Below are 25433 nucleotides of genomic sequence, written 5' to 3'. Positions count from 1 at the left end.
ACGATAAAAACAGAGTCTATTAATCTACCAAATGAAATGGAAAGGGAGCGGTTACGGACATCTTCACGCAATGCACCATATGTTTTCAAATTTGAAAGGAGAATGGTTACATGCGGAATAAGAGATGGAAGAAGCGTTTGAACGGCTTTTTGGCGGCTGGGTTGGCGGTAACGATGGTTGTGCCATCGATTCCTGCTGTTGTGAAAGCGGAGTCGGTTGCAACGGACCTGTTCATATCCGAATATATCGAGGGGAGCAGTTTCAATAAGGCAATCGAGCTTTATAACGGAACGGGACAAGCTATTAATTTAAGTAATTATACGTTGGAGCTGTACGCAAACGGTGCCACAGCGGCGACTGCCAAGCTGACGTTAGCCGGGACTTTAAACCATGGTGAGACGTACGTCTTATATCATAATCAGGCAACTGCCGAAATAAAGAATAAAGGAGATTTTGAGAATGGAAGCGTCATCAATTTCAATGGAGATGATGCACTCGTCCTGAAAAAAGGCGGGACTGTTGTCGATTCATTCGGACAAGTCGGAACCCGTGCCGATTGGGGAACGGATGTTACGCTCGTCCGGAAGTCACCGGTTACAAAAGGGGATTCGAATCCTGGAGATGCATTCAACCGTGATGAAGAATGGACAGTCTACCCGAAAGACACATTCGGCCATTTAGGGTCGCATGAGATGGAAGGCACGATACCAGGTGAACCGGGAGATCCCGATGATCCGGGCGATATTACCACTATCGGCGATGTACGCTCCAAGACACTCGGGGAAACGGTGACAATCCAAGGAACCGTAGCTGCCAAATTGAAGAATACGATATCAGTGCAGGACGGAACGGGCGGAATCGCTGTCAGGCCGACAAGCTTGAACGTTCAAGTCGGCGACAAAGTGACATTGACAGGTGAACTTGCCGATTACCGGGGTCTGTTGCAATTGGACAAAGCTGCCATCGTCGAAGTGACGAAAGATGCAGGAGTTCCGGAACCTATCGTCATTACAGGTTCGGAAGTCGGCGAGGAAATGGAATCACAGCTCGTCACGGTCCAGAACGCGATTCTTTCCGATGTACAAGCAGGCAGTGGCTGGGCGAATTATATAGCGACTGACGGAACAGGTGATTTCATCGTCCGTGATGAGACGGCGTCATTAGGGCTCACTGTCGGGACAGCCTATGATTCAGTCACAGGGATTGTCCAACAGTTCGACAATGATTATCAAATCATCCCACGTTCAACGGTCGATATTGTTGTTGACAGTTCAGTCATCCAACCGGTTGTACCGAGTCCGGGAGGCGGCACGTTCGTAGGCAGTGTAAAGGTTACTTTGAATACAGGCACGCCTGGAGCGAAAATTCTTTACACATTGGACGGTACAAGTCCGATCGAAAACGGTTTGACATACACAACGCCAATCGATATCCAAGAAGATACGACAGTGAAGGCGGTCGTGAAAACGGATGACGGTAGTTTCGGCGACGTATCAACTTTTACGTATACGATTACGGAAAGCTTGAAAATCCACGACATTCAAGGGGACGGCCACACATCTCCGTATGATAAGCAGACCGTAGAAGGCGTCGAAGGGATTGTTACGTATAAATATGAGCTGAACGGCTCGACGTACTACCATATCCAAACTCCGGACGACAAGCGGGACGGCAATTTAAACACATCCGAAGCAATCGTCCTTTACAGTGGAAGAGATGCTTGGAATCTTTCCGTCGGAGATCTGGTTTCCGTCAAGGGTGAAGTGAGTGAGTATGCAATCGACGGGTATGCGGACCGCCAGGAGACTGACTTGAAAACAACGCAGATCAATGTCCGTGATGACCGTGGGGGCAACGTCAAGATCCTCAAGCGTAATGTTCCGCTCCCGACTCCATTCACTATTAATGAAAGAAACTTGCCGGGAGAGAAAATTGCGAGTCATCAGTTCGCTGAATTCGATCCCGCGAAATATGCGGCGGATTTCTGGGAAAGCCGTGAAGCGATGCTTGTGCAAGTCGGTAATGTGAAAGCTGTCGGACCTCAGGAACATGGCGATCTCGTCACCGTATTTGAAAATGCTCCAACGGAAACATTGAATGGCGGCATCCTGTTGAAGGAAGACGATCAAAATGCGGAGCGGGTCCAATTCCGATTGGAGCCGAACGGGCCGGCGCGTGATTTCGAAGTCGCGACGGGCGACCGTTTCGCAGGACCGATAACAGGGGTTGTCGGTTATTCATTCCAAAACTATAAAATCTTTACGTCTTTAAGTGGAATGCAACAAGCCCATTCAAAAGGCGATGCAGTTCCGGAGAAGACGACAATTGTGAAGGATGCGGACAAGCTGACAATCGCTTCCTACAACTTGGAGAACTTCTCGAACAATACCAAAACAACAACAAATGACAAAGCAAAGAAACTGGCCAGGGCATTTGTACAGGATATGCAAAACCCTGACATTATCGGCGTGACGGAAGTACAGGACAATAACGGGCCGGATGCCGGAGATTCCCGTGCGAATGAAAGTTATGAGCGCCTTATCCAAGCGATTGCCGATGCAGGCGGAGTGCAGTACGAATACGTCAATATCGATCCGGTGAATAATGAAGATGGCGGACAGCCGAACGCGAATATCCGTGTCGGATTCCTCTACAATCCTGCACGCGTTTCATTGACGGAAGGCATGCCAAAAGGGGATGCGACAACTGCGTCTCATTATGAGAACGGCAAGTTGACGCAAAATCCGGGACGCATCGCTCCGAATGACGCAGCATTCAACAGCAGCCGGAAACCACTCGCTGCGCAATTCGATTTCAAAGGCGAGTCGGTCATCGCGATCGTCAACCATTGGAATTCAAAAACCGGAGATACACCATTATTCGGCTCCAAACAGCCGCCGGTCTATGGCAGTGAAGCGCAGCGGAAACAGATTGCACAGCTCGTCTATAACTTCATCTCCGAAATCAAGACGGATAATCCTGATGCAAACATCGTTTCTCTCGGAGATTTCAATGACTTCCAATTTGCGGAACCTTTGAAGATCCATGAAGGCGACCTCATGACGAATATGATCAATCTAGTCGATAAGGCTGACCGTTATTCGTACGTACATCAAGGAAATTCTCAAGTGCTCGACCACATTCTTGTGTCGAATAACTTGGCGGATCAAACGGAAATCGATATTTTGCACATCAACGCGGACTTCACGGATATGGCAGGACGAGCAAGCGACCATGATCCGGTCATGGTGCAGATCGGTTTCGAAGCGCCAGTTGTATGGGAGCCAGTTCCGATTAAGAAAGTGTACAACCTGATCAATGAACATAAAAAGCAAATCATGATTGCGGAGCCGAGCGTTTCTGTCTATATGGATGCTCAATCATCGTTGAAGGACGGCATTTACTTAAAAGGGGACTATGCTGAACTGACAGGCGAAGGGTTTAAAACGAACTCAGTCATCTTGCAACCAAAGAAAAAAGGTTTAATTGTTGATATGAAAGGTACTGAAATGGGCCATGTCATTGTGGAAGGCTCGAATCCCCTTGAAATCAGAGGCGCTGAAAACATTAAGCGAATCGACTTTATCAAAGGGGCAGATTCTTCTGCTGTCACCTTCTATAACTCAAAAGGAAAAAGGATTGGCGTGCCGACTCTGAACAATGCGCCAATCGTCACGAAGCCGATCCCGAATAAGGAAGCAAAAGCCGGGGAGACGATTTCCATCGTCCTCTCCGGACATTTCAGCGACCCGGACGGCGATAAGCTGACGTACTCTGCAACGAAAGGGACAGTCGATCTTACAAAGAACGTCCTCAACTTGCAATTGGAGGAAGGCACTCATATCGTCGGAGTGACCGCAACGGACGGCGACAAATCCGTAACGGCGAGCTTCTCGGTAACAATTACGAAAGCGGAACTACCTGCAGACGGTTATTACAAAAATGCAATCGGCAAGGAAGGGCAGGAGTTGAAAGCGGCACTTCACGATATCATCTCTGACCATCGCAAGCTGACCTACGCGCAAGTGTGGGAAGCATTGAAGGAGACGGATAAAGATCCGAACAATCCGAACAATGTCATCTTGTTCTATTCAGGTGAATCGCGCTCCAAAGATCGGAACGGCGGGAATGTCGGTGACTGGAACCGTGAGCATGTATGGGCAAAATCTCACGGCAACTTCGGCACGAGCATAGGACCTGGAACGGATATCCATCATTTGCGTCCGACAGACGTCCAAGTGAACAGCGCACGCGGCAACTTGGACTTCGACTATGGCGGAAGTGCCGTGAAAGGCTGTGACGGCTGCTTCAAAACGGCCAATTCATGGGAACCGCCAGATCGCGTGAAAGGCGATGTAGCAAGGATGCTATTCTATATGGCAACCCGCTACGAAGCAGGCGACAAAGTAGATCTGGAGTTGAATGAACTGCTGAACAACGGCAGCAACCCTTATCATGGAAAGCTTTCCGTCCTATTGGAGTGGCATGAGATGGACCCAGTCGATGCATTTGAAATGAACCGCAACAACATCATCGAACAATGGCAAGGCAACCGCAATCCGTTCATTGACCATCCTGAATGGGTGAATTCGATCTGGAAAAAAGCCGGTTCAAATACTTTGCAAAAAGCTTCATAGTCAAAACGTGAGACCAGGGGATCAACTTTCCTTTGGTCTTTTATTATGGTATTCATGTACATTACATTTTACAAAATTTAACCTTTACATAATACCTCATTCCTACACACCAACAAGAACATCCATCCTCCATTCCTACGAAAAAAGCAATCTAGCTAGCATTACCATAGTCTTGAATTCAAATATCTCTAATTCTAGACTTTCAAAAACTGGAAAATGATTCTTAAGTTGCGGACAGCAAAGGAAAACATGATTTTTGACCTTGATTCCCATCATAGGACCACAAGTGAAACGCTATTGGAAAAACATTCACAATCACCATTGCCCTTTGGTCCAATGACTAATGACTCAGCACGATTCGAGCTCATCTGTCACGATTTTGACATACAATCGACACAATGATATTAATAATGAACATAGGAATCTACCAAATGGAAGAGAGAGCGGAAAGTTTCATTTCTTTAGTATGAAAGAGGGATTGGGATGTTAGAGGCAAAAAGGCGCGCGGCGATATTTTTACTATTGGCCTTCATATTAGCTGCAGTGACAGGTTATCTCGTGCTGGAAAAAGTCAAAGAACTGAATGCCGAACTTGGGGGAATGACTTCGATTTACATAGCGAAAGGGTCCATCCCTTCCCGTTCACCAATCGAGGTTTCTCAAGTGACGCAAATGGATATCCCCAACAAGTTCGTGACGGATAGCCACATACTTTCAGAAGACGAGTTCGAGCATCAAGTATCAATTGTCCCGCTAAATCCAGGGGACATCATTACGAAAAATATGATCAAGCCGGTCTCGAATTTACAGGATGCCAACAATCGTCTCGTCACAATGTATCGGACGGATAAAATCCAGTTCGATCAAGTGCTGACGGCATTGGATCGCGTCGATATCATCGTATCGACGAATAACGATGGGAAGAAAAAGACAGAGGTCTTCATGAAAGACGTGCTCGTCGCTTACGCGGAAGGGACAAATGATAATTTCTCCGGAATCGCGGTGGAAGTGACGGCTGAAGAGGCACCGACCCTCATACATATGCAAAATTATGCCGAGCATATCCGTGTGTTGAAGGCAAACGTCGGGCAGGCGTCTTCATTCGGCGATTCAATAGAGACGACAGATGGCAAGGAAGAACAGAAAGAGGAGCCGGCCGGCGAACAGCCTGAAGGAAAAACCGACGAATCGGCTGCAAAAGAAGCTACTACTAAAACGGAAAAATCATCAGATCAGAAATCGGATGACTCAGGTGAATAAGGGTGAACAGTCACTTATTGAAGGGTGAGGCAGTTGGATAATAAATTGAATATTATGATTGTTTCTGATGAGGAAGTGCTCATGTCGCAGTTGAAGACCATTGCCGAGACAAAATCGGAGCAGGTCATTGGTGTACGTTCGAATGAAGCGGTAAGAGAAATGAACAGGGAAATGGCGCATATCGTCATTTTTGGACAGACGGAAGCCGATACATCGGTCGAAGTCGTTCAAATGCTGAAGATCATCAACCCGAATGCACTTATTCTGTTCATTGCTAATGAATCCGACTTCGGCTTGCTCCGCAATATGACGAGGGCTGGAGCAGATGAGTTTTTTGTCTTTCCGGAAGAATCAGGCCTATTCTCGAGCAGATTTCCGAATATCGTTAAAGGCTATGCGGCAAAGAAGGCGAAGAATGAAGAATCGGCTACTACAACATTTGGTCGCGGCAGAGGAAAGATCATTTCGTTTTATAGCGGAAAAGGCGGAAGCGGCTGTTCCCTGCTCGCCGCGTCATTTGCGCAAACGATGAAGCTCGAGTCATCAGCGGAAGTGATCCTCATTGATTTGAACGGGCAGTTCGGCGGCATCGAAACATTGCTTTCCATTGAATCGAACCGATCGCTTGCCGACTTGCAGCCCGTCATCGAGGAGCTGAATGAAAGCCATATCCGAAATGTCTCCCAAACGCAGGAGCATTCCAAAATGGAGGTGCTCATCAGTCCATGTGATGCAGAAATATTGGAAACGCTCGATGAGGAATTCATCGCGAAGCTGCTTCGGATGTGCAGGCGGTCATTCGATTATGTCGTTGTCGATTTACCATCTTCGATCAACGGGCTTGCCGTCACAGCGATGGAGGAATCGGATAAGATCTATTACGTCCTCACTCCAGACACCCCTTCATTGAAAATCATGAAGCAATACGAGGAACTGTCTGAAAGGCTAGGGCTTGTCCTTTCGAGCAGGATGGAAATCGTATTGAATAAATTATCGAAGAACTATGAAGTGAAGCAGAAAGATTTGAAAAATGTATTGCGCTACCCGATCATCGCTTCGATCAGGCAAGATACGAAAGGTCTCCAAACATTCATCAACCAGGGGCAACCTGTACGGAAGCAAGCCAAGGAGAGGAAACTGATCCCGTTTGCAAAGGATATACGGAAATTCGCCCGTCAAGTCGCAAAGCAGTAGGAGGTGGTGAACGATGAGTTCTTTATTCGAACGGCGCAAAGAGAAATTGGCAAAACAGCAATCATCGTCTTATAAGTATGAGAATCATCTTGTCGATGAATTGGTCGATCACTATAAAGCGAGATTGCTGAGGGATACGAATCTGGAGGCGCTCACCCAGTTGTCATCCGGTGAAATGCGTTTGCGGATCGAACAATATGTCTCTCATTTCATGTCTGAGGAGAAAGTGATCATCTCACGGAATGATAAAGACTTGCTGATCACAAGGATTCTTGACGAAGCGGTCGGATATGGTCCGCTGGAACCGCTCATCAAAGATCCTGCAATCACGGAAATCCTCATCAATGGTTTCGATGAGGTGTATGTCGAGAAAAAAGGTCGCCTTGAAATGGTGGACGTCGCTTTCAGAGATGATGAACATGTCCGGCATATCGTCGACCGCATCGTCGCTCCACTAGGGAGACGTGTCGATGAAAGCTCTCCGATGGTTGACGCAAGATTGCCGGACGGCAGCCGTGTCAACGCGGTCATCGCGCCTGTCAGCTTGTCAGGGACATTGGTCTCCATCCGAAAGTTCCGGGAAGAGCCATTCCAAATGGAGGACCTTCTCGGATTTGATTCATTGAATGAAGTGATGGCCCGCTTCCTTCAAGGTGTCGTGAAAGGGAAGATGAACACGCTCATTTCTGGCGGTACGGGCTCCGGGAAGACGACGCTTTTGAATGTCGTCGCCGCTTCAATTCCGCATGGCGAACGGGTTATCACGATTGAGGACTCTGCCGAGTTGCGCCTTGATAGGCCGAATGTCGTCGGCATGGAGGCGCGGCCAGCGAACGTAGAAGGCCGGGGGGAAGTGACGATCCGCAACCTCGTACGGAACGCACTTAGGATGCGCCCCGATCGGATCATCGTCGGTGAGGTCCGAAGCGGTGAAGCTTTCGACATGCTTCAGGCGATGAACACAGGGCACGAAGGATCCTTGACGACTGTCCATGCGAATTCGCCTGCCGATGCATTGAGACGTGTCGAATCGATGGTCATCATGGCGGGGATGGATCTGCCTTCGACTGTCATCCGTGAATATATCGTCGGAGCACTTGACATCATCATCCAGGCAACGCGATTGACGGACGGAACGCGGAAAATCATCTCCATTTCGGAAGTGCAGAAGAATGAGGATGACGGGACCTTCCGGATTGCCGAAATCTTCAAGTTCAAACGGACAGGCATGCTGGAAGACGGTACGGTCCTTGGCCACTTTACGGCAACCGGTGAAATACCTGATTGCCTGGAGCGTCTCAAGATATTCGGCATCCATATGGATAAGTCGGACTTCCGGGTGAAAGAGGAGGTTGCAACATGGTAGAGGCATCCATTGCGGCAGCGGCCGTCTTCGTCTTCCTGATCGCAGTTTACTTCCTTCTTGATTACCGGAAGTCGAAGAGAGAGTGGCGGAAGGAAGTTGAACAGTTTTACCTGGATGGGGAAAAGCGGAAAAGTGTCATCGTCCTCATCGGCACAAAATTCGATGAGACGGAGACGGCAAAGGAATTGGAGCCGAAACTTGCAGATGCCAACATCCCGTTCACTCCATCCGAGTTCTTCGGCGCCCTTATTGTCGGATATATGGGCATTGTCTTCATGCTCGTCAACATGTTCAAACTGGATTTGGTGCCGGCACTTCTTGTTGGAATGCTGCTGATTGAAGGTGCACGAAGACTTTTATTCCTGCTTAGGAAGAACAAGAAGAAACAGATGCTGATCGACCAGCTGCCTGAAATCTGCCGGATACTTGCAAACTCGACCCGATCAGGGATGACGTTGAATCAAGGGATCCAGCTCGTCACGCAGGAAATCAATGAGCCGGCAAAAAGGGAGTTCAAACGGATGGCACATGAACTGTCATTAGGCATTGAATTTCAAACGGCGCTTAGGACGATGGAAAAAAGGATCGATCATAAGGAATTCCAATTGTTCGCGGCGACGATGCTCATCCAGAAAAAAGCGGGTGGCAATTTATCCGCAGTGCTTGATGAAATGAGCCAGACGCTTGACGAACGGAAGCTGCTCAAGCAGGAAGTGAAGACGATGACCGCGGAGCAACGGTATGTCTCGATGCTAGTTCCGATCATCCCGATTTTCCTAGTTCTCATGATGAACAATATCATCGACGGCTTCCTCGATCCCCTTTTTACAGGCATCGGATTAATCCTATTGACGTTCTTCTTGTTTGGGACCGTTCTGACATTTGTCATCGTCAGGAAAATTACGAATATCAGGGTGTGAATGAATGGATGGCATAATTGCTTTATTTACGTTTCTAGTTGTAGCAACAATCGGAATCTCATTGCGAGCTTACTATGTCTATTTGAATGAAAAAAGGAATTTACGTGAAGAAATTGACGAATCCGTCTATATCGAAACGTGGATACGAAAGAAGAAGTCGAGAAAAGAGAAAGTCCTGGAAAAGCTTTTTAAGTCCGCAGACGACTTTTCAGATCTCGGGCAACGAGTCAATTTCTTCAGTGAAAACGTAGAGGTGAAAAAGCTCCTCATACAAGCAGGATATCCATATGGATTGACGGTCTCCCGTTTTCAAGGGCTGAAAATTTTCATGCTGATTGTTGGGTTTTTCATAGGTGGGATTTTATTCATCCTCAGATTTCCTTTGTCACAATTCATGCTGATTCTTATGCCAATTGCAGGATTTGGCGGAACCGTCCTTTGGCTTAGGGGAAAGGCGAAAAAGAGGCAAGAAGAAATTTCCTACCAGCTTCCTGACTTCCTCGACACAATGAGTGTCACGCTGCAGGCAGGGGTCGGAATGGACCAGGCGCTACGCGACATCGTGCACTATTTCGAAGGGCCCGTCAAAGAGGAGTTCGGACGTTTCATCCAGGAATTGAGTGTCGGGGTACCACGGTCGGAAGCGTATAAATCATTGCTCAATCGAAATGACAGCAAAGAATTTCAGATTTTAATCAAATCATTGTTGCAAGGGGAACGTCTTGGTGTTCCGATTGCAGACACGTTTAAACAACAAGCCGAAGAGATGAGGAAGTTAAAGAAAGAATTGATCAAGGAGAAGGCGGCCAAAGCATCGCCAAAAGTGACGTTAGTAACTACTTTCCTCGTCTTACCTTCTGCCCTCGTCCTAATCGGAGGCTTGATGATTATAAATATATTCAACCAGAACAAAGGGATTTTTGAGTTATTCAACTAAAATATATTAATTTAAGGAGAGAATTGAAGATGAAAGAAAAATTGATGATGGCTTGGTCGAAAATGATGTTCCCGGTGAAAAATGAAAAAGGAGCACAATCGTTGGAATGGCTAGGGATTGCGGCTTTGCTTATTTTGGTGCTTGGAATCGTTTCGACTGCTTTGAGTGGTCAATCTGCTTCGATTACGGCGTTGGTTAAAAGTATTGTCGATAAAATCAGTGGAATGGTCGGGTGATCTGAAATAGAAAGGGTGTACCAATGAAAAGGGCTTTACTAACTATAATACTGTTATCAATGATTACTATTCTAGTAGCATGTAATGACAATGAACAGCAGGCTGAAAGAAATAAGCCGAATGATCCTGTTTCGTTGGATGACTCATTAACTAAAAAAAGTGAAACCGAAACAGCTGTTACAGAAAAAAATGAGAACAAGGCAGAGGAACAGGAAATTAGCGCAGCGTCTCTTCCTTCTACACTTTCAGAATTAGCTGCTTTACCATCTGGATATACGGGCTATTTATCCGTTACTGATGAAAGTGACCAGAAAAAGATAGATGAATTGACCAAGGAATTGCCCGATATTTCCAGCGGGGCAACTGAGAATCAGCTGAATAATTATTACAATGAATTATTAGCAATCTTTCAACAAGGTTTTCTCGGTCCGGAAGAAATAATCGCCAAAATGAAATTCCAAGCATTAGGCAACCCAGACATCGAAGATCCACGCATGCAGTTTAAAGACAAATTAAATGTCCTTGTCATATTGGACGGGTCGGGAAGCATGGGTGTGGATATTGGTGGTCAAACCCAAATGGCTGCTGCGAAAAAGGCAATTGTCCAGTTTGTAGAAAGTTTGCCGGAGGAAGCAAATGTCGGCCTTCGTGTGTACGGACATAAAGGGACTGGAAGTTCTGCAGATAAAGCTATGTCATGTGCAAGCAGTGATTTGATTTACCCGCTTAAGCCGTATGAAAAAGGTGCTTTCAAAAAGTCCCTTGATCAGGTGAAACCGGCAGGTTGGACGCCTACTGAGCTTGCTTTGGAGGAGGCGCAGAAGGACTTGGCCGGATTTGACGGGGAAAACAATACGAATATTGTCTATCTAGTAAGCGATGGCGTATCAACTTGCGATGATAATCCAGTAGCTGCTGCAAAAGCTTTATATGATTCTGAAATTACACCCATCATTAATATTATTGGTTTCAATGTGGACAATGATGGACAAAGACAGTTGAAAGAAATGGCAAAAGCTGTCGAGGGAACATACCAAGATGTAACGGACGCGGAAACACTTCAAAACGAATTGGATCAGGCAACTGAAATTGCTGAAAAGTGGGCCAAGTGGAAAGAAGATAAAGAAGCCGGACTTGAAAACCAGTTATTAGATAATAAGCTTGAAATATTTATATATGGTGTAGATGAGTTTGGTAAATTAGTGGACGAACGAAAGCAAGTCGGCTTCACGTTACAGTATTTATACCAAACTAAAAAAGTAATGTCGGAAGAAAGTTACAAGTACTTGACAAATCGAAACACTGAATATCATCAATGGATAAATGATGAATATGAAGAACTTAAAAAATCATTACGCGAATCAAATGAAATGCAATTTAATGAGGCGATTAAAGCATTGGAAAAAAAATATTTGAAAAACTCTCCTGACTAAGAAAGGAGGATGAATTTGAACAGTAGACGGTTGAGAAAGTCGTACGCTATCTTCATGTTGGCCGTGATCCTCTCGTGGAACATTCTGCCCGGGATTGCCATGGCGGACTGGTTGAAAGCCGGGAAGGCGATTTCAGAAACGGAACCGATAACCGGCGGTCAAGCAATCACGGGCGGCGAACCAATTTCGGGCGGCGAGTTCATGACCCCTGGAGAAGTCTATACGTATGGCAAGGCATTTACAGGCAAATTCACTTTGACATCAGGAACGGTTATTGTTCCCGTAACTGCCGAAAATAAAGGATTGTTCTTAATTCCTAGCACGTTGAATGGCACAACTTACGGTGAATTCCTGAAGGCGGGAGATGCCATTTCCGGAGGGAAGCCGCCTTCTGACGGTCAGTTTCCAGGCTCTGTTGGAACCCCTCCTACATCCGGGGAAGCAGTTAGCGGTGGTGAAGGCCCGAATGGCGGAAAAGGCCCGACCGGCGGTGAAGGCCCAAGCGGCGGTGAAGGTCCAAGCGGCGGTGAAGGTCCAAGCGGCGGTGAAGGCCCAAGCGGCGGTGAAGGTCCAAACGGCGGCGAAGGTCCAAGCGGCGGTGAAGGTCCGACCGGCGGTGAAGGTCCGAACGGCGGCGAAGGTCCTAAAGGCGGTGAAGGTCCAAACGGCGGTGAGGGTCCAAACGGCGGTGAGGGTCCAAGCGGTGGTGAAGGTCCAAACGGCGGTGAGGGTCCAAGCGGCGGTGATGGCCCGACCGGCGGTGATGGTCCAAACGGTGGTGATGGTCCTACTGGTGGAACGGGGCCATCCGGTGGCTCAACCGGTTCGGGTGATGGCACATCCGGTGATGCGACAGGCGGAGGACCGACGATTGATGCACTTATCGCAGCGCATGGAGTAGCTAAAGACATTAAGAAAAAGAACGGTCAAGTTAAAAGCTACTTAAAAGTGTTTGACGGGATTTTGGCTACGGCGGCAGGCTTCAAGGTTACAGATTTAAAGACGGCATCTGGGAAGAAAAACCTGTATCGCGTTGACGGCAACGCCAAAATATTAAAAGGCGATAACTTTGTCAGCAATTGGGTAAATAAACGCTACTCCAACTATCTTGGCTCTTTTGAAAACAGGAAAGACGTTGTCAAAGGAGATAGCAAAGGCGAATATAAACGTAAGTGGTACGAGATAAAAAAACGCACCCACAATGATGTAACATATGCCCCACGTACAAATAGCGAAATCAAACAGAAGCATCTACAAGGTTTTTTAAAAGAAGTCACGTCACCCAGTAAAATTGGTAAAGAAGTCAAAGGCTATTTAAAATCCAATTGGGTGCCGAATAAAGACTTCTTCAAATTGAAAACGATGATTAAAGGAAACGGACTGACCAATGCAGTATTAAGTGTTGGAACCCGTCTCATCGAAAATTACAATGATCCGACAAGGACAGGGACCGACTTGGCTGCGGGAATTACAACAGACGTTATGGTCGGCACTGCAACTACATTTGTAAGTGCGGGCGCGGGCTGGGCGGCATCGGCAATGACAGCTGCGGCATTTGGAAGTGTCGTTCCAGGTGTCGGTACAATTGCAGGAGCATTAGTAGGTATAGGTATTGGCTTTGCAACCCAAACAAAATGGGGCAAAGCGGCAACTAAAAAAATTGAAGCTGGCGTAAAATATGTATTTGAAGGTGCGAAAAATATTGGAAAGAACCTATTTAAAAAGCTTGGTTGGGGGTCGTAGTTAATGGGGAATCCATTTAAGGCAATGATAATGGGATATTTTTTACCGCTATTGGCGGCAGGGATTGTGGCGATCGTCCCAGATTACGACGTGCTGTTCGTAAAATGGGCTGCAGCGATCTTTGTCATATTATTGGTGATGCCGATCGTATTATCATTCCGCTTCCCATCAAATAAGCAGAAAGCGTATCGATTGACACTTATGTTTCAATTGTACGCTTTCACCTTCTTTTTCACTTTCCCTCTGCTAAAAATGGTAAAGGAAAATATCATTTTTCAATTGCTGTTACTCATTGTCTTCATTAGTATTTACTATTTAGCCAGATACGACCAACAAACGGAAGTGCCAATCGTTTACCCGGATGAAGATAAAGAGAAGAAATGGATTGCATATGTCTACTATGCAATTCCAATTTTGCTGATCATCCTTGGATTCGGAGGAAACTATATCATTACACGCACGGCGTTCCAGATATTCGGCGATGAATTTATGTTTCCATACCTTTCTATCATACTTTATCTACTTTCTTGCTGGCTACTTTTCCTGTTAAGCTCTGTAGCATATAAATCCCATGTAAAGGAGGGTTATTTGGAGAAATGAAATACGTTCAAGTGTTAGGGATTGTAACCATCTCAATGATTGTATTCAGCTTTATCATGGTTCTTGTCATTCCGCATTATTTGATTCATTCGATCATCGTAATGGTCTTCTCATACGGTTTGTTAGGGTATCTTTCCCGCTCTTTTCATTTCCCTTACTTTACTGCCTACATGCTTGCATGCGCATTGGTCGTGATCAATATTCTGTTTTCACATTTCTTTTTCGAGATACCTTTATTATTTGAACCGGATATTGCATTCTTCAGCTTTATTAATGCTTGTGCAATTGTCATTGCAAGTGTGTTCATTTTCAGGAAGATTGAGGCAAGGAGGGCTCATAGTTGAGAGAAGCGGCACAATATTATAATGAGCAGTTGTTAAAGATTGTTGCATATGGGCTTATCGTGATGGTTCCAGCATGGCTGATTTTTTCCAATTATAGTTTACTCCTGTTATCCGTCGAATGGGGAGGCAGGGAAAATCTAATAAACATCTTATTGAATATCATCATGTTCGTCATTTTTGTCCGACCTCTTTTCTCCTTATATAAAAGAGTCAGTGTCAGCGAAGAATTGGAATTCAAGGAAATGATTAAAGAATTTATTTGGTCAATCGGACCACTTTTGGTACTGGGATTATTCTTTTCGGTATTAGTATACGGAGGAATTTTCGCATTTTATGTTCCAGGAATTCTGCTTGCTCCGATTTTATTCATTTTACCTTTCATGTATAGCGGCTCAATTTCCATTCGCAAATGGATTCGGACAACTATTGATTTCTACATAAGTCATTTCGTTCAAGTGTGGGTGCAAATCATCATCTGGACATCCCTCGTGACCTTAGTATGGTCGGGGGTTCTGTTTGTCACCTCCTCCTTGGAAATGAGCTATGACGCATACAACATTACACGATTGGTCTTCTCGTTAGCAATTTTCCCTTTTATGGTTTTCGCATTATCCGAAAAATTTCTAAGCATGACAGAAGAGGGGGAAGAAGAATGGGCGAACTGACATTTAAGAAGACAAATACCGCTCTCGCTGTTGTGCTGACGAATGTGACATTTGGCGTTTACTTGCCGTATTGGTTCATTTCACGGAGAGATTCGATCAGCCAACTCGGCAAAGTGCAACTGAATTACAATTGGTTGAAATTCCTATTCGTCATATATGCATTCCTTGCATTCTATTTTGTAATCGGAGGCGCATTCCTGACCGAGATGGGGATTGATTTTATGGATACTTTCAATATTATCATCACATTCTTCGGGCTCGGCATTACATACTATTCCGTTTTCCGTGTTGCGGAGGCGATTGAACACAATACAGGCGACAAAATTTTTAATCGGGTGTTATTGATTTTATTTCACATCTGGTATTTGCAATATAAGATCAATAGATATGAATAAGGGGTGTTAACGCTGAAAAAATTCAAATCCATCCGCAATGAAAGAGGATCGATGAGCATCGAGTTCATAGGCATACTCCCTTTTTACTTTCTGTTTTTCCTATTGCTTTGGCAAGTTGTCGCTTCTGGCTATGCGGTGCTAAGTTTGAAATCGGCGGCGAATGACGGTGCACAGGTATACGCTTTGACGGAAAGTTATAATGACGCCGTTGACGCTGTGAATAAATCGATCGGCGATAGTAGCCTGCTCACAAATCCGCTAGTCACCGTTACATCAGATGGTGGGGACGGGCTATTCGACTTGAAGATTTCAGCGAGGCATCCACTTGTGTTCATCCCCGAAAAGTGGAAGTCAACGATGTCGGTTGCCATCGATTCGAAAGCTGCCGGCAAGGTGATGCTAAAGTGAAGTATATTGATAACGAACGTGGCAGCGGCCTAGTGTATATCCTCTGGATCATGGTTACATCAATCGTTATTTGTGTCATCGTCTTGAATATCGCGAAAGTGTATGCCGTGAAGCAACAGGCGGCAAATGCAACGCAATTGGCTGCGCTTGCAGGAACATCTGTGTTGGTGAATGCGGGGAAGGACGCGATGAAGGAATTCGATTTGCAAGCGGATGCTGAAGATGTGATCTTACAGTTAGAAGTAGACGATGGAAAATCTATCGGTGTCCTTGTTGACGAAAAGGCTGAGGAGTACAAGGATAAAGGTCTGGCAAGGGACATTGCATACATCAATGCGATGAATGATATCCTGACGCCACGGATGGCCGCCTATGCACTATTGAATTCTTTGGTGAATATCCATGTGGGTGGTGTACATGGGAAGTTTAATCAGACAGTTCGCGACGTAGTTAAGAAAAATGGCGGCAACGAGGAACGAATCGACGTTACGTTCACATCGGACTTCCGCGTTGAAGTGAAAGCAGATGTTACATATGAATCAATTACGGACAGTGCCGAGGAATTCATTAATAGCATGACAAAAGAAATTCCGCAAATAGGATCCGGCCCGTCATTATTGTTTTTAAAAGGTGTTACGTTGGGCGAATAAAAAAGATGAAGGAAAATACAACATTTCCCTCATCTTTTTTAATTTGCCCAAGGTAACAGGTGTATTTTATTCCGATCACCATGCTATACCAGGCGGTTTTCAATTTTCATTTCACCTTTATAATCATTCGACTTGCAGGGAGAGTCGGCATACGGTTCATGTTAATTGTTAAATCCTGACCCTGCACGACTGTATAGTCAAGTTCATTTACAAGGAAGGAAAGGCTTGCCTTCATGATCGCGACGGTTACATCCTCCCCTGGACAGCGATGGCCCCGCGCAGGATCTCCGCCGCCTTGTGGTACAAAATTATAGGGAGTTACCGTCTCTTCCAAAAAACGTTTAGGATTGAACAGTTCTGGGCCATTCCAACTCTTCGGATCGTGATTCGTACCATATACGTCAACGAGTACCGTATCACCTTTGCTGAATTGATAACCTCTCCATTCAAAATCATGCCGGACCATCGCGCCTAGGAATGGCGTGAAGGGGTAATAACGGCGGACTTCCTGGGTGAATGCTTCCAAAAATTTATCATCAGAACGCAATGCTAAGCGATGCTGTGGATATTCATGAAGAGCAAGTGCGCTAAAAACGATAAACCGAGCAACTGCTACAATCGGGCGAATGACGCTGATCAATTCGACCGCTGCAATTTGTGCATCCAACAACTGTCCATTTTCATCGCGGTGAGTTGCGATGACCTCGAGTGCATGATTGACACCTTCGACAGCACCCGAACGGTATTTTTCAATCAAGGAGCGGATCCATTCCTCAGTCCGTTCCCTTGCTTTACGTCCTTCCCGATATCTCGGCCCGACTCCTCCAAATGCATCGATCAGCGCTCCTAAATCATACGCCCGTTGTGCCACTTCCAATTCTTTCAGCGGCACACCTGCCCATAAACATGCAACCCGGTATAAGACTTCCTCAGCCTGGTCGAATAAAATGACTTCCTGACCGCTCTTCCATTGATTTGACTGTAATCTCCATTGCTCCAATGTCAGTTGGTGAACTCGTCTAATCCCAGCCTCTGTCATTAGTGATAAAAACATCAGCTTCCGGACTTGGTGAGCGTTCCCATCAAGCGTCTGCACGCCGCCTTCCCCAAAAAGTGACTTTTGAATCCGCTTGGGAACAGCCCCAGATCGTTGGAAACGAGATGTATCATAGAAAAGCCTCACTGCCTCAGAACCTTTCATACAAGTCATCTTTTTCCCCATCAGTCTCGTCTGAAAAATATCGGTTCCAAGTTCGTCAAACCGATTTCGCATAAAATGATAACCTTCCGTCAATAAATCAAAAGTATGATCAAAGCCTTTGTCCACAGGTATTTGCATTCGTTTTCCAACTCCTATTCACAGTGTGCTACTGTGAATATTCCCTGTTTGAGAATCATTTAACACGAGAAAGCGGATTGTAAACTATTCCATTCCCAAATGTGCTTTCAGTTCCTCCTTCACGTCCTCTAGCTCTCCAGAATCCATCATATAATACCAGATTCCGTCCATCCGTTTCCCTTCGCCTTTTTCAAACCTTATTTGTTCAACGGACTTTGCGGCGTTCCGGTAATTTTTTTGCACATCCACCATTTCATCGAACGTCATATTCGTCTTTACATTATTGCCGATCGCATCAAATATGCCTTTAAATTTCAGCAAACTGGAGAGCTTCGCGCCTTTTTGCAATACCCCTTGAATGACTTGCTTCTGCCTATCTTGCCGACCGAAATCACCGCGCGGATCATCCATGCGCATCCGGACATAGGCGAGTGCTTCCTCACCATACAATATCAGCTCGCCTTTCGGAAACGAATGGTCATCCACTGCAAATTCGAGCGTATTCGTAACGGAGACGCCACCGACGGCATCAATGATCTCCTTGAAGCTTTTCATATTCACTTGGACGACATAGTCAATCGGAATGTCAAGAAAATGCTCGACGGTGGCAAGGGACATTTCAATCCCACCGAATGCATAGGCATGATTCAATTTATCTTCGAATCCCATCCCGACAATTGCGCTGTACGTATCCCGTGGGATGCTCACCATTTTTATTGATTGAAGCGTTGGATTGACTGTCAGGACGATCATCGTATCAGATCGGCCTTTGTCACCTTCCCTTTCATCCACGCCTAAAATAAGTACGGAAAAGGGATCTTTCTCATGGAAAACGACAGGATCCTCCCTCTTTTCGGAGAAGACGCGTTCCATCGGTTCGTGGATCTCTTTCGCCGTTTCTGTCAATGCATTCACAACGAAAAGCGCATAGCAAATGACGCTACTCACTAGGAGGCAAGCAATCCCGCCAGCCCACAGTAACAGCTTCTTATGAGACTTTTTCTGGACTTCCGCCATTCTTCTCTCCCGCCATACATAATAAAAAATGATACTTAGTAGCAGTTTACGCAGAGAATAAAAAAATAGACACTTTAATTGTTATCAGAATATTAGCTATATAACTTGTAATCTGAAATATCGGTTGCTAGAATATAAGTAGATAACGCAATGCAAAGGGGAGAGTATCCATGTTCATGACAGAAGTGCTGGGGGAGTATGCAAAACATCAGCCGGATAAAGTTTTCACCTCATATAACAGCAGGGAGTGGACCTATGGCGAGTTTTATGAAAAAGCGATGAAAGTCGCAGGGCATTTCCAGGCAGAAGGGTATGAAAAAGGGGATATCATCGCCCTTTATTCGCTGAACTCCGATCTCTTTCTCGTCTATTATTTCGGCATTCAATTGGGCGGTTTCACTGTCATGCCGGTCAATACGAAGCTGGCGCCGCGTGAAGTGGAGTTCATCTTCAACCATTCGGAGGCAAAAGCGATAATTTATGATGAAAGATTGGAAGAGATTGTTAACCAATCGAAGCATCCATTCAATGAGAAACTGTCGATACAAGAGAATATGGAGAGCTTGTTTGCAGGCGGAGCGGGTAAGTTCGAGCCGGTGGAGTTCAAAGGAGAAGACACGGCGGTCGTCATGTATACATCCGGAACGACGGGCAAGCCGAAAGGGGTCATGCTGACACATCAGAATATCATATCGACCGCGGAAATCTGGTCGGAGGCGATGTCGATCACGGGTGAAGACAGGATGCTCATTTCCACCCCCCTATTCCATTGCGCAGCCTGCCATGTTTTCATGATTCCTGTCACATACAAAGGCGGGACGGTCATCATCGAGGAGGCGTTTTCTCCAAAAGGCACACTGGATTTATTGCAAAAAACAGCACCGACAATGTTTTTCGGCGTTCCGGCCATGTACACCATTATCTTGAACCTGCCGGAAATAAAAAAAATGGAGCTGCCATCCCTTCGCTTGTTCGGATATGGCGCCGCGCCCATGCCCTTTGAAATATTGAAGAAGCTGAAAGAAACATTCCCGAATGTAAAAGTGCAAAATCTGTACGGACAGACGGAAAACTCGCCTGCCGCCTCCACACTGAAAGATCATCTTGCCCTCGAAAAAATCGGTTCGGTAGGAGAGGCGTTGCCGCAGACCGAAGTCCGGGTCGTAGATGAATTCGGAGAACCGCTTCCGACCGGCCAAGTAGGGGAAATCGTCATGCGCGGCCCACAAGTGATGAAAGGCTATTTGAAAGATGAAGAGGAGACAAGACGGGCAATCAAAAACGGTTGGCTCTATACAGGCGACCTTGGTCGAATGGATGAAGATGGTCTGCTCTATATCGTCGACCGGAAGAAAGACATGATCATCCGCGGAGGGGAAAACGTCTACCCGGTAGAAGTGGAAGAAGTACTTTATCAAATTCCGGGACTGTTTGAAGCGGCAGTCGTCGGCGTTCCACACGAAGTGTTAGGAGAAGTTCCTAAAGCATATATCGTCGCGAAAGAAGGAGCGACCCTCACCGAAGCCGACGTAACCAAATATTGCTCAAGCAATCTCGCGAAATATAAAATACCCGTAGAAATCGAATTCCTCGATGAACTTCCGCGGAACGCATCTGGAAAAGTGTTGAAGCATACACTGCGATCCGGTGTGCACTCAACAATCTAATAAAAAGGAGCCCCTTCGGCTGAGGAAGGGGCTCCTTTAACTCCAAAAACGCATAAAATCTATAATCCACGCATAAATGCTCACAAATACGCATATATCCCAAAATCGGCGCATAAACGGCTCCAGATACGCATAAATCTCCAGAAAAGCTCATAAACGAAATTATTCACGCATAAACAGCGAAATCAACGCAAATATCCTCCCGCCAATTCATCACATGCCCTTCAATTTATCCGCAAAGTCCTTCAAACTCATATGTGAATGGACGCGTTGCCGGTTCAAAGCATAAATTGGATCGCCGCGGTGGACATTGCCTTCCTCGATCGTGAAAGCGATAGTAATGCCAGCGTCCTTCATTGCCAGAACAGCTTGAGGACTGCTTTTCCCGTAAGGATAGGCATGGGCTTTCACTTTATGGCCGCTTAACATCTCCTCGATCGTTTCATTCGCCTCCCCCAAGTCGGCACGGATGGCAAAGCGCGATTCAGACTGCAGATAGCTCAACCCGGTAAGCGAATTGAACATATGGAAAGCGTGTGTATGATTTTGATAGGAATACACATCCGTCGTTGATTGAAGATCATATTTGGAAACCATTCCCGGCTTGCCGATCCTGCTTGTAATCAGGAAGGACGTTGCCTTTTGCCCGTGGCGCTTTAAAATCGGATAGCCCAATTCGATCGTCGACTCATACCCGTCGTCGAATGTGATGAGAACGGATTTCTCAGGTAAGTTGAGCTTGCCCTGTACCCATAATTCCAATTGCCTCGACGTAATCGTTGTCCAATTGTTCTTCTTCAAATAGGCCATCTGCTCCTCGAAATTCTTCACTTCGAGAACAGAAACATTATCGCTCCGCTTGACCTTCGTCAAGTCATGATACATGAGAACCGGAATGCCGGAATCGATAACAATATCCTTCTTATCAATATAGGCTGTCTTTCCGCCAAAATTAATTGGATAGTAGTTGCCCTGCGCCCGTTGAAGCTGAATTGTCAGATTGGGTTGCAGTTGACCAATCGATTTTGCGTTCTTTTTCGGCGCGTTCAGAATCGGAACATGCTTCTTAGTCAGTGCCCGTACCGGATAGGCTCCTCTCACTGACCCGTAGCTGTCCGCCACGGCTTTAGCCCGCTTTTTCGAAAACATCACTTCATCTCCGCCGATGACCGTATGATAATAACGGTCCGATTCCTTCACGATGGAAGTGGAAGTGCCTTTCATGATTACCGCGATTTTCTGCGACTGATTATAAACAGGTGTATTTTCTATGATGTTGACGGTCGGAACGCTTCCCGCTTCTGGCATCAGTGGAAAAGCCAGAGCAAATATAAGCGCCAACCAAAAAACTCTCTTCAATGTTCTTACTCCCTTTCATTTCTCGTCTTGCAATTGAACTGGAAAACCATGCCACCTAGTGAATTCAATTAACTATTTATCTATATCGGCGGGAAGGTGCAGGATGTTAGATAAAATTGTTATTTGCGGATTCGATTCACCATGTCGTCTGGATGATGAAATATGATTTAATCGACTTACCGAAACTATGAAAAGGCAGTATAATAATAGCAACTCAATTCAGAAACGGGGAACCCGACTTGTTAAGAAATCAGATGCAACGATTCATCATGCTGTTTGCTATTCTGTTCGTCATGCTGCCGCTCACGACATCCGCAGCAACAGAACCGATCGACGAAATTCGGCAGCTAATCAAAGACTATTATGTTGATGATGTGCCCGCCTCGGTATTATCAAGAAGCACCGGAAAAGAAATTACAAATGGTCTTGATCCGCATTCCGCCTATATGTCCAAGCAGGAGTACGAAGCCTTCATTAACGGAATCGAGCAGCGCATCGTCGGTATCGGCGTCGTGCTTGAGGAAAGCGAGAAAGGTATAAAAGTGATTTCCGTCATTAAAGATGGTCCTGCTTTCAAAGCCGGCATTGTACCCGGCGATATCATCACGCATGTCGGCGGGACATCTTTGAAAGGAAAGACCGTGCAAGCGGCAGTCCCTTTGATCGGCGGTAAAGAGAACACGGACGTTTCCCTTACAATAGAACGGGATAAGACAGAACGGCCGGTTACAATGACAATACGCCGGGCGGAGATCCATTTGCCGACAGTTGAGTCGGAAATGCTCGGCGGTAATATCGGCTACATCCGGTTGAACAGTTTCGCGACCGACTCCACTCGTGACATGGAGGAAGCAATTCGTTCACTTAAAGGTGCTGAAGGTTTCATTGTCGATATCCGGAACAACGGAGGCGGCTACATTACAGCTGCGCAGGAGATTGCAGGGTTTTTCCCGGAAGTGGAGCAAGCATTCCAATTGCGCGAGAAAAATAAGAAGCCGGCAATTTATCCATCCGTCAATCAAAAACAGAAAATCACCGGTCCCGTATCATTGCTCATCAATAAATACAGTGCAAGTGCATCGGAAATGCTGGCCGTCAATTTGAAAGAGCAGAAAGCCGCTACGCTGTATGGAGAGAGCACATATGGAAAAGGGACGATGCAATCGATGTACGCCTTCAACGATGGCAGTGTACTGAAAATGACGACTGCCCGTTTTTATTCACCGAAAGGCATTGCTGTCGATAAAGTCGGTGTATCGCCTGACATAAAGACGCGAGAAAATGAAGAGTTGACGACTGCGCATTATGAGCAGCTACTTGAAAAGTATAAAAGCTATACCAGATTTCCTAAATTGGAAAATGTAAAGACTACGAAGAGGTTCACAGTCAACATGACGAAGGAAATGGACTGGCGACAAATTGGAAACCAATCGGTCCAATTGATTGAAATTGGTGGAAAAGAGAGCAATGTCCGCTTTGAAGTGAAGGATGGCAAGACTATCGAAGTGATTCCTGAAGCACCATTGCTTTCAGGCAAAAAATATGTGCTGATCATCCATCCTGTTTGGATGGATAAGAAGGGAAAAGTATTGAAGAAAGGGATCTATCTGGATGTGGCAGTAAAATAGAAGGGAATGAGAGCTTGTCCGTCAATGAATGGATGAGCTCTCATTTTCTTTATAAGCAGATTCCATTCCACATTTCGAGGAATGCATGGAGCGTCTTCTTATTTCATTCTCCAAAAGTTTAATGAAATGGGGGCAAAGATTCAGCGCAACCGCTTTTTTATACGAATCCATTAGAAAATCATCCGGTATACTTAACAATTTGTGTCTCCTCCTTGTCATCAAATCGTTTCCGGTTGCATATCTTGAAGTTTGGCTGTTTTCACCTTACCAAATTTCAATTGTGAGAACAATCGTTCCGATATCCACAGCCGAACGTGGATAAGTTGTGGTTAACTTGTTTGTAAGTCGTATAAGTCAATGGGTATATGGTGGATGAAGTGGACAAGGTTATCCACAGAAAGGAAAAACGCGAAATTTGTCGAAAGATTTTTTCGTAAAGTTAATTTTTACAAGAAATTACATTGAACTTTCGACTGAATTCCCATACTATTAGATGAAAAACAATTGGGGGAGAGGAAAAGTGTTTCAATTCGATACGCTTGGCCAGGAAATTGTGGAAGAACTCTCCAACTTGATACAGGAACAAGTGATACTTACAGATCGACGCGGTTTCATTCAAGCAAGCACCGACCCTGAGAGGATGAACCAATTCCATGAGGGTGCGCTGCTCAGCCTGCGGGAAAAAAAGATCCTCCATATGACGGATAAAGAGCTGAACCTTTTGCGCGGCGTCAGAAAAGGGGTCGTCCTGCCGATCGTCATCGAAGGAGAGCCGATTGCCGTGCTCGGTATAACAGGCGATCCTATGAATATCCATCCGCAGGCGCAACTTATCCTGCGGGTGGCGGAGCTTTTCATCCAAGATGCGATGAAACGGAAACAGAAAGAGGAAAAAGTGCGTGACATTGAATTTTTCGTGTTCGATTGGCTCACCTCGGCAAAGAAAGATGGCCGCTTTCGTGAGAGAGGGGCGGTGCTCGGCATCGAAGTGAGCCTATATAGGCAAGTCGTCGTCATTGAGGTGATGAACACGGAAGACCAATTCACAATTGACGAAGTGGATAGCTTCATGTCCAATCAAAACATCCACCCCGACCTGAAAATGATCCGATGGGGGCAAGATAAGATCCTCCTGCTGTTGCCGGACATGAATCAGGACATATTGAAGAGTGAACTGGACTATTTCCTTTTATCGATCAAAAGAAGGAAAAAGATTAAAGTCGCGGCGGGCATCGGCGGAAAAATGAATTACAGTGATTTGTCCAAGTCGTTCATACAAGCGGAGCGGGCGGCGAATGCTTCAAAAAAGCTGAAACGGGTCCTGTTTGAACACGAGCTTCGTTTTGAGCTGATTCTGCAAAGCATCGGGGAATCGACCCGGCAGGAATTCATCGAGCGGACGATTGCTCCGCTACTCGGGGACCCGGACCTGTTGCACAATCTCCAAGTTTGGTTCAATGAAAATCAATCGATGCAGAATACGGCGAAAAAACTGCATATCCATAAAAACACGCTTTCCTATCGTCTGCAAAAGGTCGAGCAGCTTACCGGGCTTTCCGTTTCGAATGTCCATGACGTCCTCCTCCTATACCTAGGCATCCGCCTATTAGACGAAATGAAGTAAAAAGGTCCCTT

Annotated in this window: 22 protein-coding genes; 18 read left to right on the top strand and 4 right to left on the bottom strand. The window is 45.9% G+C overall.

Going from position 1 to position 25433, the window contains the following annotated elements:
- Positions 1-110 precede the first annotated feature (110 nt).
- From M3191_RS00305 to M3191_RS00235, 15 genes are all read left to right on the top strand, one after another.
- Complete coding sequence (locus tag M3191_RS00305; RefSeq protein WP_251697461.1) at positions 111-4637, top strand: endonuclease; 4527 nt, start codon at positions 111-113, stop codon at positions 4635-4637.
- Between the two features lie 483 nt (positions 4638-5120).
- Positions 5121-5897 carry a flp pilus assembly protein CpaB gene (locus M3191_RS00300; RefSeq protein WP_251697460.1) on the top strand — a complete coding sequence of 259 codons (777 nt, stop codon included), beginning with the start codon at positions 5121-5123 and terminating at the stop codon, positions 5895-5897.
- A gap of 33 nt (positions 5898-5930) precedes the next feature.
- The gene (locus M3191_RS00295; RefSeq protein ID WP_251697459.1) at positions 5931-7091 is read left to right on the top strand and encodes an AAA family ATPase; all 1161 of its coding nucleotides are present in this window, start codon (positions 5931-5933) and stop codon (positions 7089-7091) included.
- 13 nt (positions 7092-7104) lie between these two features.
- Positions 7105-8457 carry a CpaF family protein gene (locus M3191_RS00290; RefSeq protein WP_251697458.1) on the top strand — a complete coding sequence of 451 codons (1353 nt, stop codon included), beginning with the start codon at positions 7105-7107 and terminating at the stop codon, positions 8455-8457.
- Positions 8451-9377: a type II secretion system F family protein gene (locus M3191_RS00285; protein ID WP_251697457.1), complete on the top strand. Its 927-nt coding sequence runs from the start codon at positions 8451-8453 to the stop codon at positions 9375-9377. Before M3191_RS00290 ends, M3191_RS00285 begins: the two co-directional genes overlap by 7 nt.
- Before the next feature lie 4 nt (positions 9378-9381).
- The gene (locus M3191_RS00280) at positions 9382-10314 is read left to right on the top strand and encodes a type II secretion system F family protein (protein ID WP_251697456.1); all 933 of its coding nucleotides are present in this window, start codon (positions 9382-9384) and stop codon (positions 10312-10314) included.
- 29 nt (positions 10315-10343) lie between these two features.
- Entirely contained in the window at positions 10344-10550 is a 207-nt protein-coding gene (locus tag M3191_RS00275; protein WP_251697455.1) for a hypothetical protein, read from the top strand.
- Between the two features lie 23 nt (positions 10551-10573).
- Positions 10574-11983, top strand: a complete 1410-nt coding sequence (locus M3191_RS00270; RefSeq protein WP_251697454.1) for a vWA domain-containing protein — start codon at positions 10574-10576, stop codon at positions 11981-11983.
- A gap of 15 nt (positions 11984-11998) precedes the next feature.
- Positions 11999-13726: a hypothetical protein gene (locus tag M3191_RS00265; RefSeq protein WP_251697453.1), complete on the top strand. Its 1728-nt coding sequence runs from the start codon at positions 11999-12001 to the stop codon at positions 13724-13726.
- A gap of 3 nt (positions 13727-13729) precedes the next feature.
- Positions 13730-14326, top strand: coding sequence for a hypothetical protein (locus M3191_RS00260; protein WP_251697452.1), 597 nt, complete (start codon positions 13730-13732; stop codon positions 14324-14326).
- Positions 14323-14670, top strand: coding sequence for a hypothetical protein (locus M3191_RS00255; RefSeq protein WP_251697451.1), 348 nt, complete (start codon positions 14323-14325; stop codon positions 14668-14670). Before M3191_RS00260 ends, M3191_RS00255 begins: the two co-directional genes overlap by 4 nt.
- Positions 14667-15335, top strand: a complete 669-nt coding sequence (locus tag M3191_RS00250) for a hypothetical protein (RefSeq protein WP_251697450.1) — start codon at positions 14667-14669, stop codon at positions 15333-15335. Before M3191_RS00255 ends, M3191_RS00250 begins: the two co-directional genes overlap by 4 nt.
- Entirely contained in the window at positions 15323-15730 is a 408-nt protein-coding gene (locus tag M3191_RS00245; RefSeq protein ID WP_251697449.1) for a hypothetical protein, read from the top strand. The genes M3191_RS00250 and M3191_RS00245 overlap by 13 nt, the downstream gene beginning before the upstream one ends.
- A 51-nt stretch (positions 15731-15781) precedes the next feature.
- A complete protein-coding gene (locus tag M3191_RS00240; protein ID WP_251697448.1) occupies positions 15782-16138 on the top strand; it encodes a pilus assembly protein in 357 nt (118 codons plus the stop codon).
- Positions 16135-16788 carry a pilus assembly protein TadG-related protein gene (locus M3191_RS00235; RefSeq protein ID WP_251697447.1) on the top strand — a complete coding sequence of 218 codons (654 nt, stop codon included), beginning with the start codon at positions 16135-16137 and terminating at the stop codon, positions 16786-16788. Before M3191_RS00240 ends, M3191_RS00235 begins: the two co-directional genes overlap by 4 nt.
- Before the next feature lie 106 nt (positions 16789-16894).
- Here the strand turns inward: M3191_RS00235 and M3191_RS00230 are convergent, their stop codons facing one another.
- Both M3191_RS00230 and M3191_RS00225 read right to left on the bottom strand, forming a co-directional pair.
- Positions 16895-18127, bottom strand: a complete 1233-nt coding sequence (locus M3191_RS00230; protein ID WP_251697446.1) for a cytochrome P450 — start codon at positions 18125-18127, stop codon at positions 16895-16897.
- Between the two features lie 84 nt (positions 18128-18211).
- Positions 18212-19144 carry an LCP family glycopolymer transferase gene (locus tag M3191_RS00225; RefSeq protein ID WP_251697445.1) on the bottom strand — a complete coding sequence of 311 codons (933 nt, stop codon included), beginning with the start codon at positions 19142-19144 and terminating at the stop codon, positions 18212-18214.
- Between the two features lie 170 nt (positions 19145-19314).
- Between M3191_RS00225 and M3191_RS00220 the strand changes: the two genes are divergently transcribed.
- The gene (locus tag M3191_RS00220) at positions 19315-20811 is read left to right on the top strand and encodes a class I adenylate-forming enzyme family protein (RefSeq protein ID WP_251697444.1); all 1497 of its coding nucleotides are present in this window, start codon (positions 19315-19317) and stop codon (positions 20809-20811) included.
- A gap of 213 nt (positions 20812-21024) precedes the next feature.
- On the opposite strand, the gene M3191_RS00215 is transcribed toward M3191_RS00220, so the two are convergent.
- Complete coding sequence (locus M3191_RS00215) at positions 21025-22170, bottom strand: polysaccharide deacetylase family protein (RefSeq protein WP_251697443.1); 1146 nt, start codon at positions 22168-22170, stop codon at positions 21025-21027.
- A 239-nt stretch (positions 22171-22409) separates the two neighbouring features.
- Here M3191_RS00215 and M3191_RS00210 point away from each other — a divergent pair, with 239 nt between their 5' ends.
- Positions 22410-23798 carry a S41 family peptidase gene (locus tag M3191_RS00210; RefSeq protein ID WP_251697442.1) on the top strand — a complete coding sequence of 463 codons (1389 nt, stop codon included), beginning with the start codon at positions 22410-22412 and terminating at the stop codon, positions 23796-23798.
- Between the two features lie 21 nt (positions 23799-23819).
- Here the strand turns inward: M3191_RS00210 and M3191_RS18620 are convergent, their stop codons facing one another.
- Complete coding sequence (locus tag M3191_RS18620) at positions 23820-23996, bottom strand: sporulation histidine kinase inhibitor Sda (RefSeq protein ID WP_353056486.1); 177 nt, start codon at positions 23994-23996, stop codon at positions 23820-23822.
- A 322-nt stretch (positions 23997-24318) separates the two neighbouring features.
- Here M3191_RS18620 and M3191_RS00200 point away from each other — a divergent pair, with 322 nt between their 5' ends.
- Positions 24319-25422 carry a CdaR family transcriptional regulator gene (locus tag M3191_RS00200; RefSeq protein ID WP_251697440.1) on the top strand — a complete coding sequence of 368 codons (1104 nt, stop codon included), beginning with the start codon at positions 24319-24321 and terminating at the stop codon, positions 25420-25422.
- Positions 25423-25433 lie beyond the last annotated feature (11 nt).

It is taken from the genome of Sporosarcina luteola, from assembly GCF_023715535.1.
Classification (GTDB): domain Bacteria; phylum Bacillota; class Bacilli; order Bacillales_A; family Planococcaceae; genus Sporosarcina; species Sporosarcina luteola_B.
Note: the sequence above shows the minus strand (reverse complement) of the source record. Positions and strands in the feature narration are given on the sequence as shown.

Excerpts from the sequence above, each read along its gene's own strand:
- M3191_RS00305 (WP_251697461.1), top strand. The coding sequence starts at position 111 with ATGCGGAATAAGAGATGGAAGAAGCGTTTGAACGGCTTTTTGGCGGCT.
- M3191_RS00300 (WP_251697460.1), top strand. The coding sequence starts at position 5,121 with ATGTTAGAGGCAAAAAGGCGCGCGGCGATATTTTTACTATTGGCCTTC.
- M3191_RS00290 (WP_251697458.1), top strand. The coding sequence starts at position 7,105 with ATGAGTTCTTTATTCGAACGGCGCAAAGAGAAATTGGCAAAACAGCAA.
- M3191_RS00285 (WP_251697457.1), top strand. The coding sequence starts at position 8,451 with ATGGTAGAGGCATCCATTGCGGCAGCGGCCGTCTTCGTCTTCCTGATC.
- M3191_RS00280 (WP_251697456.1), top strand. The coding sequence starts at position 9,382 with ATGGATGGCATAATTGCTTTATTTACGTTTCTAGTTGTAGCAACAATC.
- M3191_RS00275 (WP_251697455.1), top strand. The coding sequence starts at position 10,344 with ATGAAAGAAAAATTGATGATGGCTTGGTCGAAAATGATGTTCCCGGTG.
- M3191_RS00270 (WP_251697454.1), top strand. The coding sequence starts at position 10,574 with ATGAAAAGGGCTTTACTAACTATAATACTGTTATCAATGATTACTATT.
- M3191_RS00260 (WP_251697452.1), top strand. The coding sequence starts at position 13,730 with ATGGGGAATCCATTTAAGGCAATGATAATGGGATATTTTTTACCGCTA.
- M3191_RS00255 (WP_251697451.1), top strand. The coding sequence starts at position 14,323 with ATGAAATACGTTCAAGTGTTAGGGATTGTAACCATCTCAATGATTGTA.
- M3191_RS00245 (WP_251697449.1), top strand. The coding sequence starts at position 15,323 with ATGGGCGAACTGACATTTAAGAAGACAAATACCGCTCTCGCTGTTGTG.
- M3191_RS00240 (WP_251697448.1), top strand. The coding sequence starts at position 15,782 with ATGAGCATCGAGTTCATAGGCATACTCCCTTTTTACTTTCTGTTTTTC.
- M3191_RS00230 (WP_251697446.1), bottom strand. The coding sequence starts at position 18,127 with ATGCAAATACCTGTGGACAAAGGCTTTGATCATACTTTTGATTTATTG.
- M3191_RS00225 (WP_251697445.1), bottom strand. The coding sequence starts at position 19,144 with ATGGCGGAAGTCCAGAAAAAGTCTCATAAGAAGCTGTTACTGTGGGCT.
- M3191_RS00220 (WP_251697444.1), top strand. The coding sequence starts at position 19,315 with ATGTTCATGACAGAAGTGCTGGGGGAGTATGCAAAACATCAGCCGGAT.